Origin of the sequence: Enterobacter cloacae complex sp. (genome assembly GCF_900322725.1) — a bacterium.
In the GTDB taxonomy this organism is placed as follows: Bacteria; Pseudomonadota; Gammaproteobacteria; order Enterobacterales; family Enterobacteriaceae; genus Enterobacter; species Enterobacter quasihormaechei.
On record NZ_LT991957.1, the window covers coordinates 374,513 to 391,826 of the forward strand.

Here is a 17,314-nt window from a genome sequence, read left to right on the forward strand (position 1 = left end):
TGCGAAGGTATTCTCCAGGCCCACAGGCGCAAATTAAATTTCGTCAGGCGTACGCAGGTTGGTGACGGCAATACGTTCACCACGTTTACGCTCGCGCTCGGACTGCATGTTCGCGCGATAGACACCCTGATCGCCAACAACCCATGAGAGTGGGCGGCGTTCTTTACCGATTGACTCCTGGAGCAGCATCAGCGCCTGCATGTAGGCCTCTGGACGCGGCGGGCAGCCCGGGATGTAAACGTCCACCGGAATGAACTTATCAACGCCCTGCACAACGGAATAAATGTCGTACATACCGCCGGAGTTTGCACATGCACCCATGGAGATAACCCATTTTGGCTCCAGCATCTGGTCATAAAGACGCTGAATAACCGGTGCCATTTTGGTAAAGCAGGTCCCGGCCACCACCATCAGGTCAGCCTGACGTGGAGAAGCACGCAGTACCTCGGCCCCAAAACGCGCAACGTCATGCACCGCAGTGAATGACGTCACCATTTCAACGTAGCAGCAAGAAAGGCCAAAGTTGTAGGGCCAGATGGAGTTCTTACGACCCCAGTTGACCATATCGTGCATAGCATGCTCGAGCTTGCCCATGTACACGCTTTTGTTGACTTCTTGCTCCAGGGGGTCAGTTACGATCTCCTGTTTTTGCAGGGGGTAACGGTCATTCTCACCGTTAGGATCTATGCGGGTGAGCGTATAATCCATCTTATTGCCTCGCTGTTACTGCTGACGATTAGAGATACTGTTTTCCGGGTTGATGTGTTCACGGCGTGAACGCACAGGTGTCCAGTCCAGCGCGCCAATACGCACCAGATAAACCAGACCGGCCAGTAACACTAAAATGAAAATTGCGGCCTCGACAAAGCCCACCCAACCACTTTCGCGAATGGAGGTCGACCACGCGAAGAGGTAAAGCGCTTCCACGTCAAAAATGACGAAGAACATGGCTACCAGGTAGAACTTGGCAGACAGGCGTAAGCGAGCGGTACCTACGGAATCAATACCTGATTCGAAAGGTGTGTTTTTGTGCCTTGCGCGGGCGCGACCGCCCAGGAACCAGCCGCCGACTAACATCAGGCAGCACAGGCCAATGGCTACAATAAGAAAGATTGCGAATGCCCAGTGATGAGCGATGACTTCTGTGGATGTTGACATACTCATTGCTTACTCATCAAAAGTGATACCGACGACACTGCTCTTGCTGGCAGATGGGCATCACATCGATTCATGGGGAGGAACAAAATAACCTTACACTAACTGTCAGAAATGAGACATAGACAGCAAAATGATGGGGTTTTTTACTCCTATCTATAACCTTTTGTCAACTTTAACAAAGGTTTCTTCACATTAAATTACATCGAGCGATTCTCATTAACATTTGGTGCCCTTTAACCCTGGTGGCCAGGTGACTTTACGTCAAATGCATCTTGTTGAATCGTGTCCGTTTTGGAAGTAAAAAAAATAACCCTCCTATTTTGACAGGATTTGCCAACGATTCCTCCCCCTAAATAGGAGTATTTTCTTGATCTGAGACACGCTTTTGTTAATTCAATCAAAAAAACAGCAACATATTTCCTGTTTTTTTAACATCGGCAGGGTATGAGGGAAGATAGAACAGCTATTGTTTACATATTAATCAAAAGTATTTGTCTTATTGATAATTAAGCGCTATTTCACTTATCCACACACCTCCCGCGGTTATGAATAGCAAAAAAAACCACTCGCATGAAAAAATCATGCGAGTGGCTCTTTTTTACACTTACATTTTGTTACGAGAATTTTGAGGAAACGATCACTCAAAATCCCCTTCCACGATCAGCGAGTCATCCCCTCCTTCAGGAGTAGCATGCGCGTACTGCCATGGATTGTGGTAGTTTTGCATTGCTTCGAATACCACCTTTGCCAGCTCGTTGTTGCTGCCGGCGTTATGGCACAGCATGTACTCCGTATCCGGCAGCGAGGGAAGCCCCTCTGATTTGCCCAGCACGCGCAGGTCGGGGCTCATCATCTCAACCGGACGGGCCGTTACGCCAAGCCCGGCCTTCACCGCCGCTCGCACTGCGGGCAACGTGGACGCCACGTACGCCAGACGCCAGGGGATACTGGCCTCGTTGAGCGCAGCAAGCACCATATCGCGGAACGGACTGGGATCGTCCAGCAGAACCAGGGGTATGGGCTCACCTTGTTGCAATACGTACTCCGCGGCACAGTACCAGTGCGTAGGAGAAGTACGCAGCGTCAGGCAGTCAAACTGACCGGGTCGATGCGTGGTGACCACCAGGTCAACCTCGTTCTCTTTCAGCATCTCAACCATGAAGGCATTGCGTTTAACGCTAACGTCCAGGGCAAGCTTCGGATAAACCGAGCTAATTCGATTGAGAAGGAAAGGTAAAATGGTATCTGCTGATTCATCTGACGCCCCTAATGTTAACACTCCCTGAAGATTGCTAAACATTAATGACATACAGGCTTCATCATTAAAGCGCAGTATCTTTCTGGCATAACCCAGAAGCTGAATACCATGTTCTGTTAAAAGCTTATTACGTCCATGGCGCGCAAAAAGCTCTTTACCAACCAGTTGTTCCAGTCGCTGCATTTGCTGACTTACGGCGGACTGGGTACGGCATACTGCGGCAGCAGCTGCTGCAAAAGTGTTGAGATCGGCGACCGCAACAAACGTTCTCAGCAGATCGAGGTCGAGATTCATTATCGGACGATTTGCATTTATCATATCTTTTCACTTTCAGGTTGCTCGTGCGGAGCTGCCCGGGTTGAAGCTGTGTGTAACGGTTAAGCAATTCCTTCTGAAGTGTTTCCCTCGCATCCCGGCCCGGCAGACTGCCTGACAGATAGTTATTGTACTGTGGTATATCAACAGTCAGAAATCACGTTTCATGACGTTATTTTTATTCTCTTGCGTTCAGGTTATTTCGTTGTGTGCAGGTAGATGTAAATTCCATAAAGAGTAAGACATGTTTTCTGCCATCTATATCGCAGCGTTGCCAACGTCGCAAGATGTGACTTACCCAATCGGCCAGAGATAACTTTAACAATAACAATCGATTAATACAGGAAAGCAGAATCCGATATACGTAACAGGCCTATCGCTCTGCTGCATTCCCGAAACACATCTTAACCCAAATCCACTATATTTATAAGTCTTATTGCACTAATACGGATTTAACGCCAATGATAAGCAACTACACTCTTTTTATTAAAATTAACGAAAGTTGCATTTTCGTCGTTAATAATAAATAAAGTTTAATTTAGATTCAGGCCAATCATTAATAACCCTTAACATTAATTTCACATGAGTAACTTTTAACCTGGCTTTGCTAATATGGCAATCTGTATCTGAGCATTCAGGTTTTACGAATGGTCACTCAGAGGGACTACTGCCTCAGCCCGGATCGTCTTTTTATTTACCCAGAATAATATTAATACTTATATGCTATTTTCAGCATAAAAAACCCAACAATAAGCGTAATCACGGTGATTTCAGGCACAAAATCACTCCGTCATTAGATTAAGCGATCACAGCGGCGCTGCCCGACTGGACAAAATCTTCTTCTGTGCGCCCTTCAAAACGAGGCGCGGTGGGAGTACATTGTTCCGTGCTGCTTCCACGGCAGGAAGTTGCAATAATAGCGAAAAGGTTAAAGGTTCATGTCCCCTATCGAAAAATCCAGCAAGCTCGACAACGTCTGTTACGACATCCGTGGCCCGGTACTCAAAGAGGCAAAACGCCTTGAAGAGGAAGGCAATAAGGTTCTGAAACTCAACATCGGCAACCCCGCGCCATTTGGTTTTGAAGCGCCGGATGAGATCCTGGTGGATGTGATCCGTAACCTGCCAACGGCACAAGGCTATTGTGATTCAAAAGGCCTTTACTCCGCCCGTAAAGCCATTATGCAGCACTATCAGGCTCGCGGAATGCGCGACGTCACCGTTGAAGATATCTACATTGGCAACGGCGTCTCGGAACTGATCGTTCAGGCGATGCAGGCGCTGCTGAACAGCGGTGACGAAATGCTGGTTCCCGCGCCGGACTATCCGCTGTGGACTGCTGCCGTATCGCTCTCCAGCGGTAAAGCGGTACATTATCTTTGCGACGAATCCTCTGACTGGTTCCCGGATCTGGACGACATTCGCGCGAAAATTACGCCTCGCACGCGTGGGATTGTGATCATCAACCCGAACAACCCGACGGGCGCGGTCTATTCAAAAGAGCTGCTGATGGAGATCGTCGAGATCGCCCGCCAGCACAACCTGATCATCTTTGCTGATGAAATCTACGACAAGATCCTGTACGACGCGGCGCAGCACCACTCTATCGCCGCGCTGGCGCCCGACCTGCTGACCGTCACCTTTAACGGACTGTCTAAAACCTACCGGGTTGCCGGTTTCCGTCAGGGCTGGATGGTGCTGAACGGTCCGAAAAAACATGCGAAAGGCTACATTGAAGGGCTGGAGATGCTGGCATCCGTGCGTCTGTGCGCCAACGTACCGGCACAGCATGCGATCCAGACGGCGCTCGGTGGCTATCAAAGCATCAGCGAGTTCATCGTCCCGGGCGGCCGTCTGTATGAACAGCGCAACCGCGCATGGGAATTGATTAACGACATCCCGGGTGTTTCCTGCGTGAAGCCAAACGGCGCGCTGTATATGTTCCCGAAAATCGACGCGAAGCGCTTTAATATTCACGACGACCAGAAAATGGTGCTCGACTTCCTGTTGCAGGAAAAAGTGCTGCTGGTTCAGGGTACGGCGTTTAACTGGCCGTGGCCGGATCACGTGCGTATCGTGACCCTGCCGCGCGAAGACGATCTTGAGATGGCCATCAGCCGCTTCGGGCGCTTCCTCTCCGGGTATCATCAGTAACTGGCCTTTCTGCCGGGTGGCGCTGCGCCTGCCCGGCCTGCACCATCCGCAAATTTGCATCTTCCCTCCCCTCCCCGCACAATGAAGTCTGTCGCAGTGAAGACATAAGGTAACCTATGAGTCAGAGTCATTTTTTTGCCCACCTCTCCCGCCTGAAACTCATCAACCGCTGGCCGCTGATGCGCAACGTACGTACTGAAAACGTGTCAGAGCACAGTTTGCAGGTTGCCATGGTCGCGCACGCGCTGGCCGCGATTAAAAACCGCAAATTCAACGGACAGGTGAATGCCGAGCGTATTGCCCTGCTGGCGATGTACCACGACGCTTCGGAAGTGCTGACCGGGGATCTGCCCACGCCGGTAAAATACTTCAATTCGCAGATTGCGCAGGAATATAAGGCCATCGAGAAGATTGCCCAGCAGAAGCTGATCGACATGGTACCCGAAGAGCTGCGTGATATCTTCGAGCCGCTGATCGACGAGCATCAGTACACGGATGAGGAAAAATCCCTGGTCAAGCAGGCCGATGCGCTGTGCGCCTACCTGAAATGTCTGGAAGAGCTGTCCGCCGGGAATAATGAGTTTCTGCTGGCGAAATCGCGCCTGGAGAAAACGCTGGAATCCCGCCGCAGCGAGGAGATGGACTACTTTATGCGCGTGTTTGTGCCAAGCTTCCATCTGTCGCTGGATGAGATCAGTCAGGATTCGCCGCTGTAATTTATTGCTCAGCGGCGCTGCGCTTGCAGAGCCTACGGCCGGGTAAGGCGTAGCCACCACCCGGCGATGTTCTCAAAACGGGAATAACACCGGAATCAGCACCACGCATACCAGCATCACCAGAACGGTGAACGGCACGCCAATCTTCACGAAGTCGCTGAACTTATAGTTCCCCGGCCCCAGCACCAGCGTATTGACCGGAGAAGAAACCGGCGTCATAAACGCCGCGGACGCCGCCATCGCCACCATCATCGCAAACGGATACGGCGAAACGCCCATGGATTTCGCCATCGCCAGCGCAATGGGCGCCATCAGCACCGCCGTGGCGGTATTGGAGATGAACAAACCAATGGTGGCACACATGACGAACAGGCAAATCATCATCAGGTACGGGCCATACCCCCCGCCCGCATCCATCAAGCCTTTAACGATCAGGTCTACCCCGCCGGTTTTCTGAAGCGCCAGGGCAAACGGCATCATCCCGACAATAAGAATAATGCTCGGCCAGTGAATCGCCTTGTAAGCGCTTTCGGCGTCGATACAGCGGAATTTGCCCATCAGCAGACAGGCAATTATCGCCGCCACCGGGTTAGGGATCTCGTCGGTCAGCATCAGCGCGACCATCAGCACCAGACAAAAAATCGCGTGGGGCGCCTGGCTGTGCGCCGGGGATGCATCGCTCTCTTCAATCGGCATGTTCAGCACCACAAAGTCGCGGCCTTTCTGCCCGAGCTGGCTAATCAGCTTCCAGTTGCCGACCACGAGGAAAATATCCCCCAGCAGGATCGGCTCATCCACAACCGCCCCTTCAAGGGCCACGCCATCGCGCTTCAGGCCCACCACGTTCAGCCCGTAGCGGGTACGAAAGCCGATTTCGCGCACGGTTTTGCCCAATAATTCTGATTCGGGGATCAGGGAGACCTCGGCCATCCCCACATCCAGCGCCTGGTCGGAGAAATACTCGCCGCGCAGCACCATCGGCTCCAGCAGCTGCTCGCTACAGAACTCTCGCAGATCTACGTCCGCCGTGGACATATCGATCAGCAGGACGTCACGCGCGCGGAACTCTGATACCCCGTTCACGTTAACGATCACCCGACGAAAACGACGCCAGCGCTCAACCCCGATGACGTTCGCGCCGTAGCGTTCGCGTAGCTTAAGATCATCCAGCCGCTGCCCCACCATCGGCGATCCCGGGCGGATGGCCAGACGCCGGGCGCGCCCGGTCAGACGGTACTCTTTAATCAGATCGCGGAAAGAGCGCCGCTTCCAGCCCTCTTTGGCTTTGTCCTGCCTCTCCCCTTTCAGCGCGAAACGGGTCAGTAGCATATAGATAATGCCCATCACCAGCACCACCAGGCCGATCGGCGTGACGCTGAAAAAGCTAAATCCTTCAAGCCCCTCACGGATCAGCTCGCTGTTCACAACGAGGTTCGGGGGCGTCGCGACCAGCGTCATCATGCCGCTGATGAGCCCGGCGAAGCTTAACGGCATCATCAGCCGCGACGGAGAGATCTGCATTCTCATGCAGACGCTCAGCACCACCGGAATAAAGATGGCCACGACCCCCGTTGAGCTCATAAACGCGCCCAGCCCGGCAACCGTCAGCATCAGGTAAATCAGCATTTTGGTTTCGCTGCTGCCCGCCACCTTAACCAGCCACGACCCCATCATTGTCGCCACGCCGGTGCGGACCAGCCCGTCGCCGATGATAAACAGGGCGGCAATCAAAATGACGTTGGGATCGCTAAACCCGGAAAAGGCTTCCGGCAGGGAAAGCGTACCGCTCAGAACAAACGCAACAATCACAAACAGGGCGACGGCATCCATGCGCACCTTGCCCGTGGCAAACAGAATGATGGCGATTAACAGCAGGCTCAGGACCCAAATCAGTTCACCGTTCACAACATGTCCTTGTCAGTGGAGGAGAAGCCATTCTGCCATAAAAAAAGCCCCGGTAATGCGGGGCTAAATCATGGGATTACATTTTTAGCGAGACGGTTACGATCCCGTCAGAGGCCTTCGAGACGTCGATGGCGGTCAGGGTGTTAATCACAAAATCCGCCTCCTCCAGCCGGGGGGAACCCGCCGGTACGTTAACGGCAATGACGTGGCTCCCGGCATTCAGACCGGCCAGAACGCCTGCCGCCGCGTCTTCCACCACCACGCACTCCGCAGGGGCAAGGCCCAGCAGTTCAGCGCCGAGCAGGAACGCATCCGGTTCAGGCTTGCCGCGCTTCACGCGCTCAGCGGTAATGAACACGTCCGGCGTCGGTAAACCGGCCGCCTTATGACGGGCATGCGCGACGGGAATCGAGCCGGAGGTGACGATAGCCCACGGGATCTGCGCTTCATTCAGGTGCTCAAGCAGTTCGCGCGCACCGGGCAGCGCGGTAATGCCGTCGGTGTCGGTGGCTTCTATCTGCTCCAGATAGCTGAACTCCGCCTGAATTTCTTCCTCAGAACGTCCCGCCAGGAAGTGCCGCAATGAGGTAATGGCCTGTTTGCCATGGATAAAATTCAGTACGTCCTGATGGTCGATGCCGTGCCGGTCGGCCCAGTGGCACCACGAGCGTTCCACCACCGGCAGCGAATCCACCAGCGTACCGTCCAGATCAAACAGAAAACCTTTACACTGCACACGCACCTCCGTCAGGCATTAATGATTTGTTGAATTTCGTTGCTGCTTAAATGGTACTGACGCGGACAGGCGTGCCACGCGCTCAGCATACGTTGATATTTATCCCACATGGGAGTCTGGGCGTTGAAGCCGTGCGTACCCGCATCAAAATGGGTGTAGCGCCCTTCAGTATTCACCATAAAGCGCACATAGCTCAGATAGCGCGCTTCCGTCGCGGCATCAAAGCCCAGGAACGTCACGCGGCGCTCGTCAATGGACTGCCGATCTTTCAGGTTGGTCCAGGACACATGCAGCGCGTGGTACATCTCCATGATGTCGATAACGATACGGCAGGTTTCCTCTTTCAGCTCGCCAAATTCGCGATCCAGTTCGCGCATTTGCAAGCCAAAGCCACGTTCGACAATGGTTTGCAGGCGGCTGTAGCGCGCAGCGTTATCGGGATCAAGCATAGTCATCATCTTGTACTGGTTAGACAAAATCAGACGTTGAGCATGGGTCATTTCCATCTTTCGACTCCTGTAGCGCATTGCACTGTAAAAAAAAGACACGGTAACTGACTGTTACTGTGCCTTCTTTTGGTCGTCGTTTCGATGATCAATCACAAGTCATCGAGGAATGTTTTATCAAGCTGTTTAAACGCGCGCTTTAACGTGTCCGCCAGCGCCTGATAGTCCGGCTTGCCTTCAACCGGGGCGAGCGCCTGCCCGGCCTCCTCCAGTTTTCCACGCACTTCATAAAACCAGTGTAAAATAGAAGGCGGAAGTGGCGTGACGGAACGTTTACCTAACCACCACAACCCCTGCATCGGCAGGCTTAACGCAAAGAGCGCCGTCGCGACGGCAGGCCCAAGCTGTCCACCTAATGCTATCTGCCAGCACAGGGTAAAGACGGCAACAGGAGGCATAAAGCGGATCGCATAGCGCGTGGCGCGGATGGTACGGTTCTCAATAAACATCGGTGCCAGGCGCTTTTCCATCGGCCACGTCTTAGCGTAATGCTGTCCCCGACGAAACAGACTAAAAAAATTTACGGACGGGATTTCGGGTGTCGACATGGCTGTACCTCAACTTCACATATAAAAATTAAAATTTTCGTGCAAAACCACAACAGGCTATGACAACGTTCAAAATATTTTGTCATCGCTACCCCGTATCGGGTATCCTGTGCCAGCCTGATAGGGCCGTAGACGAGAAGCGTTAACTCGTCAAATTATCGCATATTATGCCATTGTCTGAAAAATGTTCAAAATGGCTTAAAATCATAGGTATTTCTTCCATCCTGCCAGAATGTTCGTTTGGCATGATGTTAATCATAAACGTCTGGGTCAGCTTGCGTTACGCTTTTAGGCTCATTGACGTTTTTTTAGCCACGTATCAATTATAGGTACTTCCATGTCGAGTAAGTTAGTACTGGTTCTGAACTGCGGTAGCTCTTCACTGAAATTCGCCATCATCGATGCGCTCAACGGTGACGAGTACCTCTCTGGTTTGGCCGAATGTTTCCATCTGCCTGAAGCACGTATCAAGTGGAAGATGGACGGCAGCAAACAAGAAGCGGCTTTAGGTGCAGGCGCCGCTCACAGTGAAGCGCTGAACTTTATCGTTAACACTATTCTGGCACAAAAACCAGAACTGTCTGCTCAGCTGACTGCGATTGGTCACCGTATCGTCCACGGCGGCGAAAAATACACCAGTTCCGTGGTGATTGACGACTCTGTGATCCAGGGCATCAAAGACTCTGCGTCTTTCGCACCGCTGCATAACCCGGCTCACCTGATCGGTATCGCTGAAGCACTGAAATCCTTCCCGAATCTGAAAGACAAAAACGTGGCCGTGTTTGACACCGCGTTCCATCAGACCATGCCGGAAGAGTCTTACCTCTATGCCCTGCCGTACAGCCTGTATAAAGAGCACGGCGTACGTCGCTACGGCGCACACGGCACCAGCCACTTCTATGTGACTCAGGAAGCCGCAAAAGTACTGAACAAGCCGGTTGAAGAAGTCAACATCATCACCTGCCACCTGGGCAACGGTGGTTCTGTTTCTGCTATCCGCAACGGCAAGTGTGTTGACACCTCTATGGGTCTGACCCCGCTGGAAGGTCTGGTGATGGGTACCCGTTCCGGTGATATCGACCCGGCGATCATCTTCCACCTGCACGACACCCTGGGCATGAGCGTTGACGACATCAACAAAATGCTGACCAAAGAGTCTGGCCTGCTGGGTCTGACCGAAGTCACCAGCGACTGCCGTTACGTTGAAGACAACTACGACAGCAAAGAAGATGCTAAGCGTGCAATGGACGTTTACTGCCACCGTCTGGCGAAGTACATCGGTTCTTATACCGCGCTGATGGACGGTCGTCTGGACGCGGTTATCTTCACCGGCGGCATCGGTGAGAACGCGGCAATGGTACGTGAGCTGTCCCTGGGCAAACTGGGCGTACTGGGCTTCGAAGTCGATCACGAGCGTAACCTGGCTGCCCGCTTCGGCAAGTCTGGCTTCATCAACAAAGAAGGCACCCGCCCGGCTATCGTTATCCCAACTAACGAAGAGCTGGTCATCGCGCAAGACGCGTGCCGCCTGACTGCCTGATTCCACACCGCCAGCAATGCTGGCGGTGCTGTTTTGTAGCCCGCCCAACGCGGCGGTAACGAAAGAGGATAAACCGTGTCCCGTACTATTATGCTGATCCCTACCGGAACCAGCGTCGGCCTGACCAGCGTCAGCCTCGGCGTGATCCGCGCTATGGAACGCAAAGGCGTTCGTCTGAGCGTCTTTAAGCCTATCGCCCAGCCTCGTGCCGGTGGCGATGCGCCAGACCAGACCACCACCATCGTGCGTAAGAATTCCAATCTTCCTGCGGCTGAACCGCTGAAGATGAGCCACGTTGAGTCTCTGCTCTCCAGCAACCAGAAAGACGTGCTGATGGAAGAGATCATCGCCAACTACCACGCTAACGCGCAAGACGCGGAAGTGGTGCTGGTTGAAGGCCTGGTCCCGACCCGTAAACACCAGTTTGCCCAGTCCCTGAACTTTGAAATCGCGAAAACCCTGAACGCAGAGATCGTTTTCGTGATGTCCCAGGGTACTGATACCCCAGAGCAGCTGAAAGAGCGTATCGAACTGACGCGCAGCAGCTTCGGCGGTGCGAAAAATACCAGCATCACCGGCGTGATCGTTAACAAACTGAACGCACCGGTTGATGAACAGGGCCGTACGCGTCCTGACCTGTCCGAAATCTTCGACGACTCATCCAAAGCGAAAGTTATCAAGGTTGACCCGGCTAAGCTGCAAGATTCCAGCCCACTGCCTGTTCTGGGCGCGGTGCCATGGAGCTTCGATCTGATTGCCACCCGCGCAATCGATATGGCGCGTCACCTGAACGCTACCGTGATCAACGAAGGCGATATCAACACCCGCCGCGTGAAGTCCGTGACCTTCTGCGCGCGCAGCATTCCGCACATGCTGGAGCACTTCCGCGCAGGTTCCCTGCTGGTGACCTCCGCAGACCGTCCGGACGTGCTGGTTGCTGCCTGCCTGGCGGCGATGAACGGCGTGGAAATCGGTGCAATTCTGCTGACCGGCGGCTACGAAATGGACGCGCGTATCAGCAAGCTGTGCGAACGTGCGTTCGCGACCGGCCTGCCGGTCTTCATGGTGAACACCAACACCTGGCAGACCTCCCTGAGCCTGCAAAGCTTCAACCTGGAAGTGCCGGTTGATGACCACGAACGTATCGAGAAAGTTCAGGAATACGTTGCGGGCTACATCGACGCAGACTGGATTGAATCCCTGACCGCGACCTCCGAGCGCAGCCGCCGTCTGTCTCCTCCAGCCTTCCGCTACCAGCTGACCGAGCTGGCGCGTAAAGCGGGCAAACGCGTGGTTCTGCCAGAAGGCGACGAACCACGTACCGTTAAAGCGGCGGCCATCTGTGCTGAGCGCGGTATCGCGACCTGTGTACTGCTGGGTAATCCGGATGAGATCAACCGCGTTGCGGCGTCTCAGGGCGTTGAGCTGGGCGCTGGCATCGAAATCGTTGACCCAGAAGTGGTGCGCGAAAGCTACGTTGCCCGTCTGGTTGAGCTGCGTAAGAACAAGGGCATGACCGAAGCCGTTGCGCGCGAGCAGCTGGAAGACAACGTCGTGCTGGGCACGCTGATGCTGGAGCAGGACGAAGTTGACGGTCTGGTTTCCGGTGCGGTTCACACCACCGCGAACACCATCCGCCCACCGTTGCAGCTGATCAAAACCGCACCGGGCAGCTCTCTGGTTTCCTCCGTGTTCTTCATGCTGCTGCCTGAACAGGTTTACGTTTACGGCGACTGCGCGATCAACCCGGATCCAACCGCAGAGCAGCTGGCAGAAATCGCTATCCAGTCTGCTGACTCCGCGACTGCCTTCGGTATTGAACCGCGCGTAGCGATGCTCTCCTACTCCACCGGTACCTCTGGTGCAGGCAGCGACGTAGAGAAAGTCCGTGAAGCAACCCGCATTGCGCAGGAAAAACGTCCCGATCTGATGATCGACGGCCCGCTCCAGTACGATGCTGCCGTCATGGCTGACGTGGCGAAATCTAAAGCGCCAAACTCGCCGGTTGCAGGTCGCGCTACCGTGTTCATCTTCCCGGATCTGAACACCGGTAACACCACCTATAAAGCGGTACAGCGTTCAGCAGACCTGATCTCCATCGGGCCAATGCTGCAAGGCATGCGCAAACCTGTGAACGACCTGTCCCGTGGTGCGCTGGTTGACGATATCGTCTACACCATCGCGCTGACGGCGATCCAGTCTTCGCAGCAGCAGCAGTAATGTTAAAAAGCCCGGTGGCGCTAGCGCTTACCGGGCCTATGGTTTTGTAGGCCGGATAAGCGAAGCGCCATCCGGCAAGAAAGGCGACCACTTAACCGGTCGCCTTTTTTATTACAGCAGCTCCCGCGCCGCCGACACAATGTCATGCGCCGTCAGGCCATACTCTTTTTGCAGGAAGTCCTGCGTGCCCACCTGGCCATAACGTTCCTTCACACCTACCCGACGCATAGGCACCGGACAGGTTTCCACCAGCACTTCCGCCACCGCCGATCCCAGCCCGTTGTGAATGCTGTGGTTTTCGCAGGTCACAATACGCCCGGTTTTCTCGGCGTAGTTTTTCACCAGCATCCGATCGATGGGCTTCAGGGTAAACATGTCGATGACCGCTGCGCTTACCCCCTCCTGTTCAAGCTGGCGCGCCGCCTCCAGCGCTTCCGCCACCATAATGCCGTTAGCAATTAGCGTGATATCGCTTCCCTCGCGCAACACGTTGCCCTTGCCGATGGTGAAGGTTGAGCCCGGCGCATAGACGCTCGGCGCCTGCTTGCGGATGGTGCGCACCCAGTAGAAGCCTTCCAGGTCGATAAGCTGACGCAGCACGTCGTCGAACATCACCGCATCGGTGACTTCCAGCACCACAGAGTGCGCCAGACCGCGCACGATGCCCATATCCTCGAACGACATGTGCGTCCCGCCGTTGTGGCAGGCCGTCACGCCCGCATCCGAGGCAATCACCTTCACGTTATTGCGCTGGTAGTCCAGGGACATAAACAGCTGGTCGAAGCAGCGACGGCTGGCGAAGGCGGTAAAAGTGTGCACGAACGGCTTACGTCCGGTGAGCGACAGCCCGGCGGCCGTTCCGATCACGTTGGCCTCCATAATGCCGCAGTTGATGACGTGCTGTGGATAATCCCGCGCTACGCCGTCCATCGCCATCGAACTCATCAGGTCCGCCTCGAGCGCAACGATCTCGCTCCCGGCCTCAATCTGCCTGGCCACAAAGCCCGCGTAGACCTTCCGCATCTCAACCGAATCTTTCTGTCCTGCCGGTGCAACCTTAATCATGTGAAGCCTCCAGTTGGCGAATCGTCTCGTTGAGCGCCGCTTTGCTCTCCTCGGTTAATCGCAGGTGATGCGAATTACTGAGCTGTTCCAGGTACGGCACCCCCTGCCCTTTGATGCTGTCGAGGATCACCACCCGCGGACGCGCATCGGCCTCAGGGATCGGTGAAGTCACCTTCAGCAGTGCCGGAATGTCGTCCCCTTTGACCGTCACCACGTCAAAGCCAAAGGCGCGGAATTTGCCCTCAAGGTCGAAGGCACAGATGATTTCGTCCAGTTCACCGTCGAGCTGCTGTTTGTTCCAGTCCACGAACACGGTCAGGTTGTTCAGTCGATGGTGAGCGATAAACTGGAAGGCTTCCCAGCACTGGCCTTCGTTTAGCTCCCCGTCACCGACGATGCAGAACACGCGGTTTGGCCTTCCTGCCAGCTTGTGCGACAGCGCCATGCCGCTCGCAATCGAGATCCCCTGCCCCAGCGAACCGGTGGTGGCATCCACGCCGCAGGTTTTCAGGCGATCCGGGTGGCTGGGCAGACGCGTTCCGTTCTGGTTCAGCGTGCTCAGTTCTTCAACCGGGAAGTAGCCCTTAATCGCCAGCGTGCTGTAGAGCGCCGGGCCCGCATGGCCTTTCGACAGCACAAAGTAATCGCGCTCTGGCCAGTCCGGGTCGGCCGGATCTATTTTCATCACTGCGCCGTACAGCACCGCCAGCGTTTCAACGACTGACATGCTGCCGCCGTAGTGGCCAAAGCCCAGCTGCGTCAGGGATTTCAGGGTCTCAAGACGGATCTGACGCGCCAGTTCGGTTATCTCATTCTCATTCATGATTTGGCTCCGGGGTTTTCCTGCGCGTTACCGCCCGCAGGTTTGTTTTTAGCGAAGATGTTGTAAGCCACCAGCAGTGCGAACAACACAACAACCAGTCCGGTGATGGCAAGCGGCGACAGGAAGCGCGCAAGATTGCCGAGCACAATCCCGACCGCACCAAAATCAGCGTCCGAGAAGGTGGTATTCGCAAAGCCAATCGCGCCCAGAACAGGCAGCAGGAGGACCGGCAGGAAGGTGATCAGCAGGCCGTTGGCAAACGCGCCAATCATCGCCCCGCGACGTCCGCCGGTGGCGTTTCCAAACACGCCCGCCGTCGCACCGGTGAAGAAATGCGGCACCACGCCCGGGAGGATCAGCACCCAGCTAAACTGACCGCAGATCAGCAAGCCCACAATCCCGCCGAGGAAGCTGAACAGGAAGCCAATCAGCACCGCGTTTGGCGCATAGGGGTAGACCACCGGGCAGTCCAGCGCAGGCCGCGCGTTCGGCACCAGTTTTTCAGAGAAGCCGGTAAAGGCCGGGACGATTTCCGCCAGAATCAGGCGCACGCCTTGCAGGATGATGAAGACGCCTGCTGCGAAGGTGATCGCCATGATAATGGCGTACACCAGGTAGTTTTGCCCGCCGCTGAAGGTGGACTCCACGTACTCGCGCCCGGCGCTCACCGCCATGATCAGGTAGATAATCATCATGGTCAGGGAAATTGAGATCGAGCTGTCACGCAGGAAGCTGAGGTTCTTCGGCAGGTTCATCTCTTCGGTGGAGCGCGAGCCTTTGCCGACCCTGCTGCCAATCCAGCCGGACAGCACGTAGCCCAGCGTACCGAAATGACCGAAGGCGATCTCATCGTTGCCGGTGATACGCTTCATATAGCGCTGCGCAATCGCCGGGAAGAAGGCCATAATCAGGCCGAGGATCAGTGAACCGGTAAAGACCAGCCCTACTCCCTCGAAGCCTGCGACCGTCAGGATCACGCCGATCATGCACGCCATGTAGAAGGTGTGGTGCCCGGTCAGGAAGATATACTTCAGGCGGGTAAAGCGCGCGACGATAATATTCGCCACCATCCCGAAGGCCATAATTAGCGCAGTCGAGGCACCGTATTTTTCCAGGGCAATGGATACAATCGCTTCATTGTTGGGAATAATGCCCTGAATATTAAAAGCGTGCTCAAACATACCGCCTAACGGATTTAAAGAGCCTACCAGCACGGTGGCGCCACCGCCCAGAACAATAAAGCCAAGAATGGTTTTAATCGTGCCTTTTACCACATCAGAAAAGGCTTTTTTCTGCGCGACAAGACCAATTAAGGCAATTAACCCTACCAGGACTGAAGGGACTTTTAAAATATCAACAACGAAATTCAGCGTTTCAAGGATAAACATATCCACCTCGCCTAATCAGGATTATTGTCTTTCGAACCAGTCGCGCAGCTGCGCTTCGAGTTCGTTGATATCGATAATATTGTTGATGACTACCAGCTGGCTTTCCGGCACGCTGGCGCTGGCCGCAATGTCTTTCGCCATCACAAACAGGTCCGCCGCGCCCGGCGTGGCCGAGGAGAGGTCGGAGTGTTCCACCTCGGCCTCAATCTCCAGTTTTTTGAGCACCTTTTTAATATTCATTTCGACCATAAAACTGCTGCCCAGGCCGGAGCCGCAAATAGCCATAATTTTCATTGTTATCCCCTTTTTTAAGTAAAGTACGCCCCATCACGCTGACGCGTAATGTTGAGATGAAACGGATTAAAGAATTAAATCAGAAGCGGTCGATGATGGTTTTTATCTCCTCCAGCGTGTTCGCCCGGTGTAATTCAGCCATATCTTCGTCGCTGGAAAATAATTCCGCTAACGCCGAAATCATTTCGATATGGCTATGTTTGTCCGGCGCCGCCAGCATTACAATCACATCGACGGGGTCAAACTCACCGGCACCAAAAGAGACGCCCTGTTTCAGTTTTAATAATGACAGGCCGAGACCTTTCGCCCCCTCTTCCGGCCTTGCATGCGGCATTGCCAGGCCGGGAGCCAGTACATAGTAGGGTCCAAGCGCGTGGTGCTGCTCGATGATCGCCGTGACGTATTCCGGCGCAATCACCTGCAAATCCAGCAGCGGTTTCGCGCACAGCTCCAGCGCCTGCGGCCAGTTTTCAACGCTATCCTGTAGCGTTATGGTTGTATCATATATCCACTTTTTGAGCACTTTTCACTCTCGCTAAAGCCCAGACATGGGCAAACTCTATTCAACCCATCAATCAATGACTGCGATCGCGATCACAAAGATAGCGCTACCAATAACTAACATGCAGAACTGTGATAGCGCTATCAAATTGCTATCATGGTGTGAAATCACAGCAAAAAAAGGGATT

Annotated in this window: 16 protein-coding genes; 4 read left to right on the forward strand and 12 right to left on the reverse strand. The window is 54.4% G+C overall.

Annotation, left to right across the window (positions count from 1 at the left end):
- Nucleotides 1–33: 33 nt before the first annotated feature.
- From nuoB to lrhA, 3 genes are all read right to left on the reverse strand, one after another.
- Nucleotides 34–708 (reverse strand): NADH-quinone oxidoreductase subunit NuoB, encoded by a 675-nt coding sequence (nuoB, locus tag DBR02_RS01715; protein WP_003861482.1) that lies wholly within the window; start codon nucleotides 706–708, stop codon nucleotides 34–36.
- Nucleotides 709–723: 15 nt separating this feature from the next.
- Complete coding sequence (gene nuoA, locus DBR02_RS01720; RefSeq protein WP_003861475.1) at nucleotides 724–1,164, reverse strand: NADH-quinone oxidoreductase subunit NuoA; 441 nt, start codon at nucleotides 1,162–1,164, stop codon at nucleotides 724–726.
- Nucleotides 1,165–1,795: 631 nt separating this feature from the next.
- Nucleotides 1,796–2,734 carry a transcriptional regulator LrhA gene (gene lrhA / locus DBR02_RS01725; RefSeq protein ID WP_102750747.1) on the reverse strand — a complete coding sequence of 313 codons (939 nt, stop codon included), beginning with the start codon at nucleotides 2,732–2,734 and terminating at the stop codon, nucleotides 1,796–1,798.
- 935 nt (nucleotides 2,735–3,669) lie between these two features.
- On the opposite strand from lrhA, the gene alaA reads away from it, so the two are divergent.
- Nucleotides 3,670–4,884: an alanine transaminase AlaA gene (alaA, locus tag DBR02_RS01730; protein ID WP_107533423.1), complete on the forward strand. Its 1,215-nt coding sequence runs from the start codon at nucleotides 3,670–3,672 to the stop codon at nucleotides 4,882–4,884.
- Between the two features lie 116 nt (nucleotides 4,885–5,000).
- Nucleotides 5,001–5,600: a 5'-deoxynucleotidase gene (gene yfbR / locus DBR02_RS01735; RefSeq protein WP_107533424.1), complete on the forward strand. Its 600-nt coding sequence runs from the start codon at nucleotides 5,001–5,003 to the stop codon at nucleotides 5,598–5,600.
- 72 nt (nucleotides 5,601–5,672) lie between these two features.
- Here the strand turns inward: yfbR and DBR02_RS01740 are convergent, their stop codons facing one another.
- The 4 genes from DBR02_RS01740 to yfbV form a co-directional block, all read right to left on the reverse strand.
- Complete coding sequence (locus DBR02_RS01740; protein WP_107533425.1) at nucleotides 5,673–7,505, reverse strand: SLC13 family permease; 1,833 nt, start codon at nucleotides 7,503–7,505, stop codon at nucleotides 5,673–5,675.
- 76 nt (nucleotides 7,506–7,581) lie between these two features.
- Nucleotides 7,582–8,241 (reverse strand): sugar phosphatase, encoded by a 660-nt coding sequence (locus DBR02_RS01745; protein ID WP_063450393.1) that lies wholly within the window; start codon nucleotides 8,239–8,241, stop codon nucleotides 7,582–7,584.
- Between the two features lie 11 nt (nucleotides 8,242–8,252).
- Nucleotides 8,253–8,747 carry a YfbU family protein gene (locus DBR02_RS01750; RefSeq protein WP_023617380.1) on the reverse strand — a complete coding sequence of 165 codons (495 nt, stop codon included), beginning with the start codon at nucleotides 8,745–8,747 and terminating at the stop codon, nucleotides 8,253–8,255.
- A gap of 92 nt (nucleotides 8,748–8,839) precedes the next feature.
- The gene (gene yfbV / locus DBR02_RS01755) at nucleotides 8,840–9,295 is read right to left on the reverse strand and encodes a terminus macrodomain insulation protein YfbV (protein ID WP_059312846.1); all 456 of its coding nucleotides are present in this window, start codon (nucleotides 9,293–9,295) and stop codon (nucleotides 8,840–8,842) included.
- 337 nt (nucleotides 9,296–9,632) lie between these two features.
- On the opposite strand from yfbV, the gene ackA reads away from it, so the two are divergent.
- Together ackA and pta are read left to right on the forward strand one after the other, a co-directional pair.
- Complete coding sequence (gene ackA, locus DBR02_RS01760; protein WP_041908924.1) at nucleotides 9,633–10,835, forward strand: acetate kinase; 1,203 nt, start codon at nucleotides 9,633–9,635, stop codon at nucleotides 10,833–10,835.
- 75 nt (nucleotides 10,836–10,910) lie between these two features.
- A complete protein-coding gene (gene pta / locus DBR02_RS01765) occupies nucleotides 10,911–13,055 on the forward strand; it encodes a phosphate acetyltransferase (protein WP_102750750.1) in 2,145 nt (714 codons plus the stop codon).
- Nucleotides 13,056–13,166: 111 nt separating this feature from the next.
- Here the strand turns inward: pta and DBR02_RS01770 are convergent, their stop codons facing one another.
- From DBR02_RS01770 to DBR02_RS01790, 5 genes are all read right to left on the reverse strand, one after another.
- Entirely contained in the window at nucleotides 13,167–14,120 is a 954-nt protein-coding gene (locus DBR02_RS01770) for a transketolase family protein (RefSeq protein WP_063868189.1), read from the reverse strand.
- A complete protein-coding gene (locus tag DBR02_RS01775) occupies nucleotides 14,113–14,943 on the reverse strand; it encodes a transketolase (RefSeq protein ID WP_107533426.1) in 831 nt (276 codons plus the stop codon). Before DBR02_RS01775 ends, DBR02_RS01770 begins: the two co-directional genes overlap by 8 nt.
- Nucleotides 14,940–16,331: a PTS ascorbate transporter subunit IIC gene (locus DBR02_RS01780; protein WP_063450398.1), complete on the reverse strand. Its 1,392-nt coding sequence runs from the start codon at nucleotides 16,329–16,331 to the stop codon at nucleotides 14,940–14,942. The genes DBR02_RS01775 and DBR02_RS01780 overlap by 4 nt, the downstream gene beginning before the upstream one ends.
- Before the next feature lie 21 nt (nucleotides 16,332–16,352).
- On the reverse strand, nucleotides 16,353–16,625 hold the full coding sequence (locus tag DBR02_RS01785; RefSeq protein WP_107533427.1) for a PTS sugar transporter subunit IIB: 273 nt from the start codon (nucleotides 16,623–16,625) through the stop codon (nucleotides 16,353–16,355).
- Between the two features lie 79 nt (nucleotides 16,626–16,704).
- A complete protein-coding gene (locus DBR02_RS01790; RefSeq protein WP_063868183.1) occupies nucleotides 16,705–17,148 on the reverse strand; it encodes a PTS sugar transporter subunit IIA in 444 nt (147 codons plus the stop codon).
- Nucleotides 17,149–17,314 lie beyond the last annotated feature (166 nt).